Source organism: Agrobacterium sp. 10MFCol1.1, from assembly GCF_000381165.1.
GTDB classification, from domain to species: domain Bacteria; phylum Pseudomonadota; class Alphaproteobacteria; order Rhizobiales; family Rhizobiaceae; genus Agrobacterium; species Agrobacterium tumefaciens.
Map to the genome: position 1 here is coordinate 826,932 of NZ_KB906072.1, position 14,477 is coordinate 841,408.

Annotated in this window: 8 protein-coding genes and 1 pseudogene; 5 read left to right on the forward strand and 4 right to left on the reverse strand. The window is 59.0% G+C overall.

The window, feature by feature from the left end; genetic code table 11:
- Positions 1-17: 17 nt before the first annotated feature.
- The 3 genes from F617_RS0104350 to F617_RS0104365 form a co-directional block, all read right to left on the reverse strand.
- Entirely contained in the window at positions 18-1,784 is a 1,767-nt protein-coding gene (locus tag F617_RS0104350; RefSeq protein ID WP_019564538.1) for a sulfite reductase subunit alpha, read from the reverse strand.
- Positions 1,781-7,285, reverse strand: coding sequence for a glutamate synthase-related protein (locus tag F617_RS0104355; protein WP_019564539.1), 5,505 nt, complete (start codon positions 7,283-7,285; stop codon positions 1,781-1,783). Before F617_RS0104355 ends, F617_RS0104350 begins: the two co-directional genes overlap by 4 nt.
- Before the next feature lie 407 nt (positions 7,286-7,692).
- Complete coding sequence (locus F617_RS0104365) at positions 7,693-9,021, reverse strand: MFS transporter (RefSeq protein WP_003514422.1); 1,329 nt, start codon at positions 9,019-9,021, stop codon at positions 7,693-7,695.
- A 306-nt stretch (positions 9,022-9,327) separates the two neighbouring features.
- Here F617_RS0104365 and cyoA point away from each other — a divergent pair, with 306 nt between their 5' ends.
- The 4 genes from cyoA to cyoD all read left to right on the forward strand — a co-directional run bounded on the left by cyoA (position 9,328) and on the right by cyoD (position 13,508).
- Positions 9,328-10,401: a ubiquinol oxidase subunit II gene (cyoA, locus tag F617_RS0104370; protein ID WP_019564541.1), complete on the forward strand. Its 1,074-nt coding sequence runs from the start codon at positions 9,328-9,330 to the stop codon at positions 10,399-10,401.
- A gap of 76 nt (positions 10,402-10,477) precedes the next feature.
- Complete coding sequence (gene cyoB, locus F617_RS0104375) at positions 10,478-12,481, forward strand: cytochrome o ubiquinol oxidase subunit I (RefSeq protein WP_003514419.1); 2,004 nt, start codon at positions 10,478-10,480, stop codon at positions 12,479-12,481.
- A gap of 5 nt (positions 12,482-12,486) precedes the next feature.
- Entirely contained in the window at positions 12,487-13,113 is a 627-nt protein-coding gene (gene cyoC, locus F617_RS0104380; RefSeq protein WP_003514417.1) for a cytochrome o ubiquinol oxidase subunit III, read from the forward strand.
- Positions 13,113-13,508, forward strand: coding sequence for a cytochrome o ubiquinol oxidase subunit IV (gene cyoD, locus F617_RS0104385; RefSeq protein ID WP_003514416.1), 396 nt, complete (start codon positions 13,113-13,115; stop codon positions 13,506-13,508). The genes cyoC and cyoD overlap by 1 nt, the downstream gene beginning before the upstream one ends.
- Here cyoD and F617_RS29135 read toward each other — a convergent pair.
- Positions 13,444-13,605, reverse strand: a pseudogene (locus F617_RS29135) (twin-arginine translocation signal domain-containing protein); the annotation flags it as partial. The gene cyoD and the pseudogene F617_RS29135 sit on opposite strands and share 65 nt — an antisense overlap.
- A 90-nt stretch (positions 13,606-13,695) precedes the next feature.
- Here F617_RS29135 and F617_RS0104390 point away from each other — a divergent pair.
- Entirely contained in the window at positions 13,696-14,466 is a 771-nt protein-coding gene (locus F617_RS0104390) for an SURF1 family protein (RefSeq protein ID WP_019564542.1), read from the forward strand.
- The last annotated feature ends 11 nt before the right edge of the window (positions 14,467-14,477 follow it).

Below are 14,477 nucleotides of genomic sequence, written 5' to 3' on the forward strand. Positions count from 1 at the left end.
CGCCTCAGCGCTTTGCTCTAATAAACATCGCGCAGATACCGTTTTTCGCGCTTCAGCCGGTTTACATAGTCGCTTGCCGCTTCCGCAGAGATGCCCGCCTCGTCAATAACGATCTGGTGCAGGGCATCGTCAACATCCTTCGCCATGCGGGTCGCGTCGCCGCAAACATAGAAATGGCCGCCCTCTTCGAGCCATTGATAGAGTGCCTTGCCGTTTTGGCGCATACGGGTCTGAACATAGATCTTTTCGGCCTGATCCCTCGAGAAAGCGAGATCGAGACGGGTCAGCACGCCATCGCGACTCATCTTTCCAAGTTCGTCTTCGTAGATGAAATCCGACTGCCGGTGCTGATCGCCGAAAAACAGCCAGTTCCGGCCCTTTGCGCCCCGCGCCTGCCGTTCCTGCAAAAATGCCCGGAATGGCGCAATGCCCGTGCCGGGTCCCACCATGATAACAGGTGCGTCATTGTCCTGAGGCACGCGAAACGCCTTGTTCGGAGAGACGAAAATCCCGGCACTCTGCCCCGCTTCTACCCGGTCCGCGAGATAGGTGGAGCACACGCCGCCACGCTCGCGACCTTCGGCGCGATAACGCACGCTGGCGACTGTCAGATGCACGCTGTTGTGCGCGGCCAGAGGGCTGGAAGAGATCGAATAGGCGCGGTGCTGTAACGGCTTCAGGAACGTCACGAATTCAGCAAGCTCGAATACGGGTTTTTCACCGAGACTAAGCAGGTCGAGAATATCCTTGCTCCAGAGAAAGGCGGCAAGCTGATCCCTGTCTCCATTCGCAAGGATGTGGCTGAGTTCATCGTGCCCTGCGCGCTTGCCGATCTCGGCGACCAGTTCACGCGACGGTGTCGATATCTCGAACATATTGAGAAGCGCATCGCCGACCGGACGGTCGAGTCCGACGACTTCGCCATCCGCGCTCACTCCGAAGCGTTCGAGCAGCGCGCCCACTAGTTTCGGGTCGTTTAGGGGAACGACGCCCAGAGCATCCCCCGCCTCATAGTCGAGACCACTTTCGCCGAGATCAAATTCGTAGTGGCGAATTTCCTTGGACGAAGCAGGCCCGGAAAGAAGGCGATTGACGCTCACCTGCGCGGCATAGGGGTTCTTGCGGCTCCAGCCCTGTTTTGCCCGCGCGGGCGCCTCGGCGATCGCCGGCACAACCGCCACCTTATTGCCACCATCGATGGCGAGCGCGAGTGGCAGGGTCTCGCCGATCCAGTTGGCGGCGACATCTTCGAAATCGATATCGCAATCGATACGCGTCTTCATCCGTTTGCCGCCAAGCTGCTCGAAGCGGGTATCGATGAGCTTACCCGCCTGGCAGAAGCCATCGTAACCGGTGTCGCCAAGCGCAAGCACGGCAAAGTTCATCTCATCCAGCCGGGGTGCGGCCTCGTTGGAAAGTGCCTCCCAGAAAAGCTGGGCATTGTCAGGCATTTCACCTTCGCCGTAGGTGGAGGTGACGACAATGACGCGCTTCATGGCGCCCAGACTATCCATGGACACATCATCCAAGGCAGTTACCACAGGCTGCATGCCCTGGGCACGGGCGGCGTCGGCTATATCCATCGCCAGCGCCTCGGCATTGCCGGTCTGGGTGCCAAAGAGAATGTTCAGCACGCTGGCCGCCGCCTTGGGAGCGGCAGCGGCAACCGATGTGTCCATACCCATTGCTGCGCGGGAATGAAGCCCGGCCAGGAAGCCGGATAGCCAGGCGCGCTGGTCGCCATTGAAAGGGGCATCTTGAGGAATGTAAGGTATCTTCATCATGCTGCCCTGTTCTGGCTGGATGCGGTGGCAAGGTCGGGAATGGCACGCGCCGCGAAAAGCTCCTCAAAGCCCGGCAGACGACCGATCTTCTCGATGTTTTTGCGGTCCTGCTGAATGATCCAGCCATAGGTGCCGGGACTATCCACCGACCAGATGTTGCGGCGCGCGAGCGCCTGCTTGTAATCGTCGAGCCGCTTGGCGGCGATCATCACCGCAAGCTGCTCGTCATCATGATCGGAAAGCGCCTCGCGCGCATATTTCAGCAGCCGCTGCATCAGCGCATAGTCCTCCGTGAGGACGAGATTGCGCACGGCTTTTTCGATGGCGGGATCGGAAGGACCGGATGCCATCGGCAACCGTTGGAGAGCAATGGCCTGCGCCATGCTCAAAACCGTGTAGTTGTTGATGAGCGCATACATGTCTTCCGTATCCGTCTCACCATAACCAGGGACGGTTCCGTTCAACACGGCCTTGCGGTCGCGATAAGCCAGCTTGAACTTCCGCACCTGATGGGCGGCAAGCGCGGACGCCAGTTCCTCCAGCAGTTCCTTGCGGGGCTTGGCTTTCAGAATTTCGTCGCTGTCCTGATAAAGCAGCAGGGCGCGCGGCATGCCGTAGACGAAATTGTGCTGTTCGCTTTCCCAGTTTTCCAGAATCCATGCGGCCTTGGCCGACCCTGTTTCGTCGACATGCCAGGTCAAAAGCTGGTGAACGGCCTGATTGTGGATAGATGCCTGTTCGTCCTCGCCGGTGATGGAGCCGAGCAGGATGGAATCATGGCTCACCTTCTTCGGCAGATCGCCGTAAGGGTCATATTGATAGACGAAGCCGCCGCTCATGCCGTTGCCGAAACCCTTGCCGAAACTGCCGAGGTTAAGCACAGCGCCATTGGTCATATATTCGCAGGCGAAGTCGCCCACACCTTCGACAACGGCTGTCGCACCCGAATTGCGCACCGCAAAACGGTCGCCCGCCTGCCCTTCCACGAAAGTGCGACCGCCGGTGGCGCCGAACAATGCAAAATTACCGACCAGCACATTGCCATCAGCATCTTGCGAACCGCCACCGGGGGAGCGCACTACAATGGTGCCGCCGCAGGCGCTTTTGCCGACGCCATCATTGCAGGTACCGGTATGGACCATGACCATGCCGTCATTGCAGAAAGCGCCGAAGGACTGCCCGGCTGAACCTGATGTGTCGATGCGCACCGACCCAGCCTCCAGAAAACGGCGGCCACGGCTATCCCGCTTCACAGCCGGAAGCGCATCCGCCTCTTCGTCGGAAAGTTCGTGGTTCAGCAAGCGCTCGATATCGACGGCGAGCTGGCCGCCAACACTCTTGTTGCAATTGTTGAGGAAGCGGTTGCCGCCAAGCTCGATGTTTTCCCGTCTGCTGTCGATCAGAGCCGAGCGCACGAGTTCAATGAAGGCATCGTCCAGCGCGAAGTTCTTTTCCATATAGACCGGGCTGTCGATCTTCACTTCCTCCACCACCGAAAGCATCGCCCGCAGGTCAAGCTGGCCGACACTCGCCGGATGATCGAGGAGGTGAAGAAGATCGGAGCGGCCCCGAGCTTCGCGCAGCGAGCGCAGCCCGAGTGCGGCCAAGATCTCGCGGGTTTCATGGGCGATGTTCATGAGATATTGCGCCAGCGCGCGTGGATCGCCGTTGAAGGCTTCCTGATTGGTGGTGAGGCCGGCGGGGCACTTGATGTTGCAGTTCTTCGCCATGACGCATTTCAGCATCATCAGCGCCGTGGTGCCGAACTCGAAGCTGTCGCCGCCGAGAAGGGCCGATTTCACCACGTCGCTCGCCGTCTGGTGCGCGCCGGAGCAGCGTAGCAGCACCTTGGCACGAAGGCCTGTGGCACAAAGCGCCTGATGCACCTCGGCGATGCCGATTTCCGCCGCGCGGCCGGTATATTTGAGGCTGGTGACAGCGGCCGCACCCGTGCCACCGGTATTGCCGGCAACATTGATGACATCCGCACCCGCTTTCGCAACACCGACTGCAATCGTGCCGATGCCCTCCGACGAAACGAGCTTGACGATGACGCGCACGCGCGCCGCCTTGGCGTCGTGGATAAGCTGGGCCAGATCCTCGATCGAATAGGTATCATGGTGCGGCGGCGGCGAAACCAGCTCGACGCCTGGGGTGCCGCCACGGGCCGCGGCTATTTCCACCGTTACCTTGGGAGACGGCAATTGCCCGCCCTCGCCGGGCTTTGCACCCTGGCCGATCTTGATCTCTATTTCCTCCAGCATCGGGTCGGCAAGATAACCCGCCCAGACACCAAAACGGCCAGACGCGAACTGCTTGATGCGCGAGGCGCGGATGGTGCCGTAACGGGAAATATGCTCGCCGCCCTCCCCCGAATTCGACATGCCGCCAACCATATTGGTGCCATGCGCCACCGCCTCATGGGCGGCTGCGACCAGCGCGCCATGGCTCATCGCACCCGAAGCGAGGGTCTTGGTGATCTCACTCGCCTTTTGCACAGCGTCGAGCGCAATGCTGTCAGGTGCGGTGCGGATCAGCGACAGATAGGTGAATGCTTCACCCTTCGCCTGAACCAGAAGCGCGCCGCCCTCCAGCCAATGGCCAGCAATATCCCCACCGAAACGATCGAGCAGCGACTGACCGAGTGCGGCAAGCCGGGCAAGCTCATGACCGTGCGGGCCGGTCAATTGCAGCCGGAACGCGCCTTCCCCGGCACTTTCGCAGAGCAATCCGCGCACCATGAAGCTGTTGTTGCCACGTCTGGAAAAGCGCCCCATCTCGCGGCGGAATTCTTCGGCCGAACCGGCAAAGGTCACATCAGCCGGCAATTCCAGAACATCACGCAGGGCTGCCGGACGGCGGGCCCTTTCTTCGACCATCATGCGTGCGAAGGCGCGGTAACCCGGCGTTACCTCGAAAGCGTCGATTGCTTCGGGCGTCAGCCGGTCGAAGCTGTTGTGATAATAGGCCGCATCGTTGAGGCCGAAAGCATCCTCCAGCCGGTTGAGCGGCAGGAGACGCAGCGCCTCTTCGTTGTCGGTTCCCTTGTCGAAACCGATTTTTTCCTCCGTCATATCGACGAAACCGCGAACCGCCGTCGTGCCATAGGAATGGCCAGCACCTTCGGCGCGCTCCTTGAAGAGACCGAGCAGCGGAATGTCGTTTTCACCCTTTACCGACAGCGCCTTTCGATGCCAGTCCGACACCGCCTGCGCGATGACAGCGAAGGTAACGCCACCGACCGGGGTCCTAACATTGGGGAAATAACGCTTCAGCACAGGATCGTTGGTGTCGAGGAAGTTCGGTTCGAAGAACTCGCCGCCAATATAGCTTTCCGCCGTGCACAGCCCGACCTTGCCCATGGTCTTCATCAGCGACTTTTCAGCCGCCTTGGCAAAACGCTTGAAGGCCTTATCAGCATCGGCGCCGAATTTCTCCTCGGCACGGAACTGCACGCCGAGTGGGTAGACAGCCGAAGCCCCGAAACCAAGGCCCGCCGCGATGTGATGCGAGGAGGAAAATTGCCCACTTTCAACGATCAGGGACACGCGTAGCCGCAGACCCTCCTCGATCAGCCGCTGGTTGATGGCGGAGACGACCATGATCATAGGCAAGGCCGCACGACCTGCCGAAACGTGCCGGTCAGTGACGACGGCAATACCGCCCTCCCCGGCCGCGAAAGCCACAACCTCACCGCAGAGGCCATCTATCGCCTGACGCAAGGTCGCTTCGTTGGCACTCGCAGCATCAAAGATCGGCGTATAAAGCATCTCGAAACGACGAACTGGCGTCTCCGACTGCTCGCGAATGCGCAGCATGTCGAGATGGGTCAGGATCGGGGAGTGCACGACAATCTGGCGGGCCGCTTTCGCACCGCTATTCGGCTTTGCGCCGAGCGCCACGCGCAGCGTCATGCCATCGGCCTCACGAATGCTGTCGAGCGGGGGGTTGGTGACCTGCGCAAAGCGTTGCGAGAAATATTTGGCGACCCCGCCTTCCTGATCGGAGAGCGCGTTGATGGCATTGCCATAACCCATGGCCGAGATTTTTTCAGCACCCGACGCCAGCATCGGATCCATCAGGAACTTGAAGCTTTCCTGATTGTGCGAATAGGCGACATAACGCTGATGCCGTTCCAGATCGCCGTTGTATCGAAGCGGCGATCCCTGCTTTTCGGCGGGCACCTCCGGCAAATCCGCAAGCATGACGCGCGCTTCAGACAATAGCGACGGGTAGTCCCTCCGCGCCGCCAGAAGCTCCAACGCCTCGACGGTGGAAAAGGCGCGCCGTTCGGCGTGGTCGTAATAAAGCATGCCGCCGGCCTCGATGCGACCGCGACGAATGACGCTTTCGGCCGGAAAGGCGATCTGCCCCGCCTCCGACATGACGCAGAGATAATCGTCTGTCTCGACGGTCCGCAGCGGGCGCAGGCCGAGGCGATCGAGCCGTGCGCCGATGATGGTACCGTCGCCAAAAATCAGCGCAGCCGGGCCGTCATTCTTCTCCTCGTAGAGCGAGAAATATTCCAGCATCGCCTTGACGCCGGGCGAGAGCGTGTCGTCGTTTTCCCAGGCAGGCGGCATCATCGAAACGACGGCGGTGACGAGGTCGAGACCGTCTTCCATCACCCGCGCCTGCAATGTCTGGTCCAGACGGCAGCTGTCAGACTGGCCCTTCGGCCGGATGATGCTGGCATTTTTCGCCAACGCCACGGCCGCTTCCGATAGCCGGTTCTTCTTGTCAGTGTTGAGTTCGCCATTATGCGCCATCAGCCGAAAGGGCTGCGCCATGGAGGGGTGCGGATCCGTATTTGTGGAAAACCGCGTGTGGAAATACATCGTATGCACTTCATGGCGCGGATCGGTCAGGTCGCAGAAATAGGGCATGACCTCATGCGAGTTCAAACGCCCTTTCAGAACCTGCGTGCGTGCGCTGAGCGACAGCGGATAAAAACCGGCAAGTTCCGGCGCAGTATAGGCAAGCGCCTCGATAGCGAGCAGCGCCTTGTGAATACGCCAGTCGAACTCGGCAAGGGTTGCGCATTCCGCTGGCGCCGAAAAGACCCATTGCCGGATCGGCAATTGATAGGAAATGGCGGCCGCGCGGATGGCCGCGTCATTCACCGGTACATTGCGGACGAGCAGGATCGAGAAGCCCTGTTCCTCCAGAGCACTGCAGATGATGCCGATCGCCTGGTCATGAAAAGCAGGGTTCTGCGGCAGAAAAAAATTGCCGACGCCGAACCGGCCGGCTTGCAAGGAATCGTTGCCCGTCAGCTTCCGGAAAAATGAGAGTGAAAGATCGAGCGACACGCCAGCACCATCACCCACGCCCTCCGCCGACATGCCGCCGCGATGCGGCACGGCACAGAGCGCCTCGTGACCGCGCTTCAGCACATCATGCGTCTGCACGCCGTCCTTGCGGGTGATGAAACCGACGCCACAGCTGCTTTTCTCAAAAGCCGCATCGTAAAGGCCGAATTTTTGCTCCGTCACGCTCAAGGTTCTCTCCTCTCGTTGCGCATTCCGCGCGGCATCGCCCTTTTCCCGAAACCCGGCGCGTCAGCCGGCACTCTGCGGGCGGAGCCGCAGGCGACCTGGCTGCTCCTCTTCTTTTCTGCTTATCGGCGTTTAATGGCGCGAACGGTCGTTTTGCGGCCGCCAAACGGCGTGGCGGCATTGGCCGCTTTCTCGCAAATAATGATCGTCATCGTTCGCATTGCGTTCCCTGATGGCCGGCATTTCCGGCAGTGAGACACATTGAATTACGTCAGTATTGCTTACATAATATTTCATGATGGGCCGAGTCAAGATTAAAATCGGTCCCACGCAATAAAAAAACAAAAACGCCGCGAAATCCGACAGGATTCCGCGGCGCGATGGCTGCAGAGGTGTTTATATTGCCCTGTTCACTCCGAGGGCATGTCCAGTGTTCGGCTGAACCACAGTGCGACCAGTGTACAGACTGCACCCGACATCAGGTAAATGCCGACCGCAAACAGTCCGAATTTGGACGAAAATCCGAGCGCCACGAGCGGTGCAAAACCAGCGCCGATCAGCCAGGAAATATCCGAGGTGAGCGAAGCGCCGGTATAACGGTATTCGCGGCTGAAGCGGGAGGCGAGCGCACCGCCCGCCTGGCCGAAGGACAGGCCAAGCAATGCAAAGCCGACCAAGACGAAAAGATAACGCCCTATATCGCCCGAACTCAGCAGGAGCGGTGCCACGAGGCTAAAAAGACCGATCAGCACTGCGGCAAAAGCCAGCAGCTTCCGCCGGCCGATTTTGTCGGCGAGAATACCAGACACGACGATCATGCCGCCGGCGATGATGGCGCTGACGAATTGCACGAACAGAAAGTCCGAAACCCGCTGGGTGGTATTGAGGGAAACCCAGCTCAGCGGGAAGACCGTGACAAGATGGAAGAGCGCGAAGCTTGCCAGCGGCACGAAAGCGCCCGTCAGCACGACCGGAAACTGCGAGCGCAGCATCTTGAACACGGGGCGCGGCTCCAGCTCATGCTGTGCCAGCATGGACTGGAATTCCGGCGTGACAATCATGCGCAGGCGGGCAAAGAGCGCGAGAACATTGAGCGCCAGTGCAACGAAGAACGGGAAACGCCAGCCCCAGGCCAAGAATTCCGCGCTGGAGAGCTGCGTCACGAACACGATGAAGAATGCGCTGGCAAGACCAAAGCCCATCGCCGCACCAATTTGCGGCATCATGGCGTACCAGCCGCGCTGCTTCGGCGGTGCGTTCATGGCGAGGAGCGAGACAAGACCATCCCAGGCACCGCCGAGACCAAGTCCCTGACCGATACGGAATACCGCCAGAAGACAGGGGGCAAGCATGCCGGCTTCCGCATAGGACGGAAGAAAGCTGATCGCCATCGTGGAACCGCAAAGCGTGAACAGGGCCGCCATCAGCTTGACGGCACGGCCGAACTTTCGGTCGATCTGGAGGAAGATCAATGAACCGATCGGCCTAGCGATGAAGGCCAGCGAGAAGACGGCAAAGGAATAAAGCGTCGCCGTCAGCGGATCGACGAAGGAAAAGAAGACATGCGGAAAAACGAGCGCGGAGGCGATGGCGTAGATGAAAAAGTCGAAAAACTCCGTCATTCTCGCAAGAATGACAGCAATTGTAATGCGATCCGGATCGACCTTGACCGGATCGGTCCCATGTCCCTTCGCTTCCGGCGCCTGCCCAAAAGATGGAGCAGCATCAGTATAACTCATAATATCCCTCCTGCGTCATGGACGAACCATTTCCTGTAACGCGCCGGCTCCTCTTCCTTAGCGTTACGATGCGACGGATTGTCACACGCACCCTACGTAACGTCAATTGAAGTTTGATAAGAAAGGCTTGCCCCGCAAGCTCCCTATGCGATAATGCAGCCGCTCCGCCATCAAACGTGGCTCCGCTAAGCCTATGGTGCATCGCGAAGGTTTCGCTGCACCGCGACAATATACCTCATTTCAAAAATGATGTTCGGCAATTAATCGCGGCATAATCCAAACTGTACGAGTTCAAAGAACGTGCGCATGATCAAGAAAATCACATCTGCCCTTCTGGTAATCCCCGCACTGCTGCTGCTTAGCGGCTGTAACCTCGTGGTGATGAACCCTTCGGGCGACGTCGCCATCCAGCAGCGCGACCTCATCATCACGTCCACGGTTCTGATGCTGCTCATCATCGTCCCGGTTATCGCCCTGACGCTGTTCTTCGCATGGAAGTATCGCGAATCGGCGAAGGCCGAGGATTACGATCCCGAGTGGCATCACTCGACGCGCCTTGAAATGGTGATCTGGTCCGCCCCGGTCGCCATCATCCTGATGCTAGGCACTGTGACCTGGATTTCCACCCACCGTCTCGACCCCTACCGCCCGCTGGAGCGTATCGACGAAAACCGTCAGGTTACCGCCGAAACCAAGCCGCTTACGGTGGAAGTGGTGGCCATGGACTGGAAGTGGCTGTTCTTCTACCCCGAGCTCGGCATTGGCAGCGTCAATGAATTCGCAGCTCCGGTCGATGTTCCGATCAACTTCAAGATCACCGGCACGACCGCGATGAATTCGTTCTTCGTTCCCGCACTCGCCGGCCAGATCTACGCCATGGGTGGCATGCAGACCAAGCTACACGCGGTCATCAACAAGGAAGGCGTTTATGACGGCTTCTCGGCCAACTTCTCCGGCCCCGGCTTCTCGCATATGCGCTTCAAGTTCCATGGTCTCAGCCAGCAGGGCTTCGATCAGTGGGTTGCGAAGATCAAGGATGGCGGCAAAGGCTTCGGTCGCCAGGAATATCTCGACTTTGCCAAGCCTTCGGAACGTGAGCCGGTGCAATATTTCGCCTCCGTCGATCCGCAGCTTTACGATGCCATCCTCAACCGCTGTGTCGAGCCCAACAAGCTCTGCATGCGTGACATGATGCATATCGACGCCAAGGGCGGCGGCGGCAAGGAAGGCATCGATATCGCCAAGGCGCTGAACTCCGTCGTCTGTACACCGCTTTCACCTTACGGTGTCGCCAGCGGACCCCAATCCACTCCGGCTGCGATCGAAGGACAGACTTTCGAACCCGCGGCGCTGCCGGAAACGAAACAAGTCGCTGGCTGACGGATAAGTCCCGGCATTATGCGGCGCGGCCAATGGCTGCGCCGATCTTATGTCTTAGAATCGCAAGAGGCTAAAAATGATCGTCAATTCCGATCAAACGTCATTCCTGTTCGGGAAGCTGACATGGGAGTCCATCCCGCTTCACGAGCCCATTCTCGTCGCGACCTTCGCGGCAGTGGCTCTTGGCGGCATCGCCGTCGTCGGCGCCCTCACCTATTTCCGGCTGTGGGGTTATCTCTGGAATGAATGGTTCACGAGCATCGATCACAAGAAGATCGGTATCATGTACATCATTCTGGCACTCGTCATGCTGCTGCGCGGTTTCGCAGATGCCATCATGATGCGCGTCCAGCAGGCGATCGCCTCCGGCGGATCGGAAGGCTATCTTCCGCCGCACCATTACGACCAGATTTTCACGGCCCATGGCGTCATCATGATCTTCTTCATGGCCATGCCGATGATCACCGGTCTCATGAACTTCGTCGTGCCGCTGCAAATCGGCGCCCGCGACGTTTCGTTCCCCTTCCTCAACAACTTCTCGTTCTGGATGACCACGGCCGGCGCCGTCATCACCATGATCTCGCTATTCATCGGTGAATATGCGCAGACTGGCTGGCTTGCCTATCCGCCGCTTTCCGGCATCGACGGAAGTCCGGGCGTGGGTGTGGATTATTACATCTGGGGTCTGCAGATCGCCGGTGTGGGCACGACGCTCTCTGGTATCAACCTGATCGTCACGATCATCAAGATGCGCGCACCTGGCATGACCATGATGCGCCTGCCGATCTTCGTCTGGACGTCGCTGTGTTCGAACATCCTGATCGTGGCATCCTTCCCGATCCTCACCGGCACGCTCGCCCTTCTGACCCTTGACCGTTACGTTGGCACGAATTTCTTCACCAACGATCTCGGCGGCAACCCGATGATGTATGTCAACCTCATCTGGATCTGGGGCCATCCCGAAGTTTACATCCTGGTGCTGCCGGCCTTCGGCGTCTTCTCGGAAATCGTCTCGACCTTCTCCAACAAGCGTCTTTTCGGTTATGCCTCGATGGTCTATGCGACGGGTGTCATCACCATCCTCGCCTACATCGTTTGGCTGCACCACTTCTTCACCATGGGTTCCGGCGCAAGCGTCAACGCTTTCTTCGGCATCACCACGATGATCATATCGATCCCGACCGGTGCGAAGATCTTCAACTGGCTCTTCACCATGTACAAGGGCCGCATCAAGTTCGACGTTCCGATGCTGTGGACGATCGGTTTCATGATCACCTTCGTCATCGGCGGCATGACCGGCGTTCTTCTCGCTGTTCCGCCGGCGGACTTCGTGCTCCACAACTCGCTGTTCCTCATCGCCCACTTCCACAACACCATCATCGGTGGCGTGGTGTTCGGTGTGCTTGCGGGTATCGTTTACTGGTTCCCGAAGGCCTTCGGCTACCGCCTGGATCCGTTCTGGGGCAAGCTGTCCTTCTGGTTCTGGTTCATCGGCTTCTACTTCGCCTTCATGCCGCTCTACATTCTCGGCCTGATGGGTGTGACCCGCCGTATCAGCCAGTTCGAGGACAATTCGCTCCAGATCTGGTTCCTGATCGCAGCCTTCGGCGCCTTCCTGATCGCGCTTGGCATCGCTTCCTTCGTCATCCAGCTCATCGTCAGCTTCTTGAAGCGCGATCAGCTCCGTGACGTGACCGGCGATCCCTATCATGGGCGTACGCTGGAGTGGTCGACCTCGTCCCCTCCGCCTGCCTACAACTTCGCTTTCACGCCGGTTGTGCATGACGTCGACGCCTGGGCGGATATGAAGAAGCGCGGTTACGACCGTCCCAAGGAAGGCTTCATACCGATCCATATGCCGAAGAACACCGGTGCGGGCGTAATCATCAGTGCCATCAGCGTCGTTCTTGGCTTTGCCTTGGTGTGGCACATCTGGTGGCTGGCGGCTCTGTCCATGCTCGCCATCATCGCGGTCTCGATCGCCCATACCTTCAACTACAACCGCGAATACTACATTCCTGCCTCCGATGTTTCGACAGTCGAGGCGGAACGTACGAAGCTGCTTGCGGAACAGGCGTAACGAATATGGCTCATACACCTGCACAAAGCGCCGCGGGCGCGGAAACACCGGTCTTCTACCTGAAAGAAGACCACCATCCGGAGAACGGCACCTCGCTGGGCTTCTGGCTCTATCTGATGAGCGACTGCCTCATCTTCGCAACGCTGTTTGCCACCTATGCCGTTGTCGGCCGCAACTACGCGGCCGGCCCTTCGGGCGCAGATCTGTTCGATCTGAAGCTTGTGGCGATCAACACCGCTTTCCTGCTTTTCTCTTCCATCACCTATGGCTTCGCCATGCTGGAAATGGAAAAGCAGAAGGTGAAGACGACGCTGATCTGGCTCGGCATCACCGGTCTCTTCGGTCTCGCCTTCCTCGCCGTGGAACTTTACGAGTTCCATCACCTGATCGAAGAAGGTGCAGGTCCACAGCGTTCGGCGTTCCTTTCCGCCTTCTTCGCGCTGGTTGGTACGCACGGTCTGCACGTCACCTTCGGCGTGATCTGGCTCGTCACACTGATGTTCCAAGTCGCAAAACATGGTCTGATCGCCGCAAACAAGCGTCGCCTGATGTGCCTGTCGATGTTCTGGCACTTCCTTGACGTCATCTGGATCGGCGTCTTTTCCTTCGTTTATCTCATGGGAGTTCTTTGATGAGTTCCGAAGCACACGCACACCACGACGCGCATGGCGACGACCATCATCACCATGATGGCGCCAGCCACGGCACGTTCAAAAGCTACATGATCGGCTTCGTCCTGTCGGTCATCCTGACGGCGATCCCGTTCTGGCTGGTCATGGGCGACGTTCTTGAAAACAAGACGCTGCTGGTCATCGCGATCATGGGTCTCGGCGTCATCCAGATCTTCGTGCACATGATCTACTTCCTGCACATGGACACCAAATCCGAAGGCGGCTGGACCTTCATGGCGCTGATCTTCACCGTCGTGGTGCTGCTGATCACGCTCTCCGGCTCACTCTGGGTCATGTACAACATGAACAAGAACATGATGCCGCTGCACATCGAGGATGTGAAAAACCTGCCCTGAGCAACCATAGATCAACGGCCTGCCGGATTTCCGGCAGGCCGCTTTCTGCGCCAGCACACGATCCCGCAGCGCATAACCCCATGAATCGTCGGCGCGATTTATGGGGTTATTTGCTGGAAGACCCGGATGCCGACAGCCGACAGTGTTGCCGTAGCAAACCGCATGGCCTTGCAAGGACTGTGAAACCATGACCGATCCGTCGACAACCGCCCCGCACACGCGACGCGTCCGCCCCGCAGCAATCGTCGTCCTGCTTCTGACTATTGTACTGACAGGCTTCCTGCTGGCGCTTGGAACATGGCAGGTTCAACGCCTCTTCTGGAAGCTCGATCTCATCGAACGCGTCGAAGCTCGCGCCCATGCCGCACCTGTGGATGCACCGGCAGCCCGCGAATGGCCGGCCCTTGCAGACCCCGCGCACTATGAATATCGCCGCGTGAAACTGTCCGGCACCCTCCTCAACGACAAGGAGGTCCAGGTCTATACGGTCAGCGATCTCGGGCCCGGCTACTGGGTGATGACGCCGCTGAGACGCGATGACGGATCGAATATCATCGTCAATCGCGGCTTCGTGCCTTCCGACAAACGCGATCCATCCTCGCGCCGGGAAGGGGAGCCAAGCGGGCAGGTCGAGATCGTCGGGCTGATGCGCGCGTCAGAAACCGGCGGGCTTTTCCTTCGAACCAACGATCCGGCAAATCGGCGCTGGTACTCCCGCAATATCCCGCAGATATCGCAGGCATCCGGCCTTTCCGGCGTGGCGCCCTTTTATGTCGATGCCGATGCGACGCCCAATCCGGGTGGCCTACCGGTCGGTGGCAAGACCATGCTCACCTTCCCCAACAACCACCTGTCCTACGCCATCACATGGTACATTCTGGCGGCCATGGTAATTGCCGCTGGCTGGTACGTGCTGCGCAATCTCAACGCCCCGAAATCGAAACGGGAAGAGGATTGAACAGCCGGTTT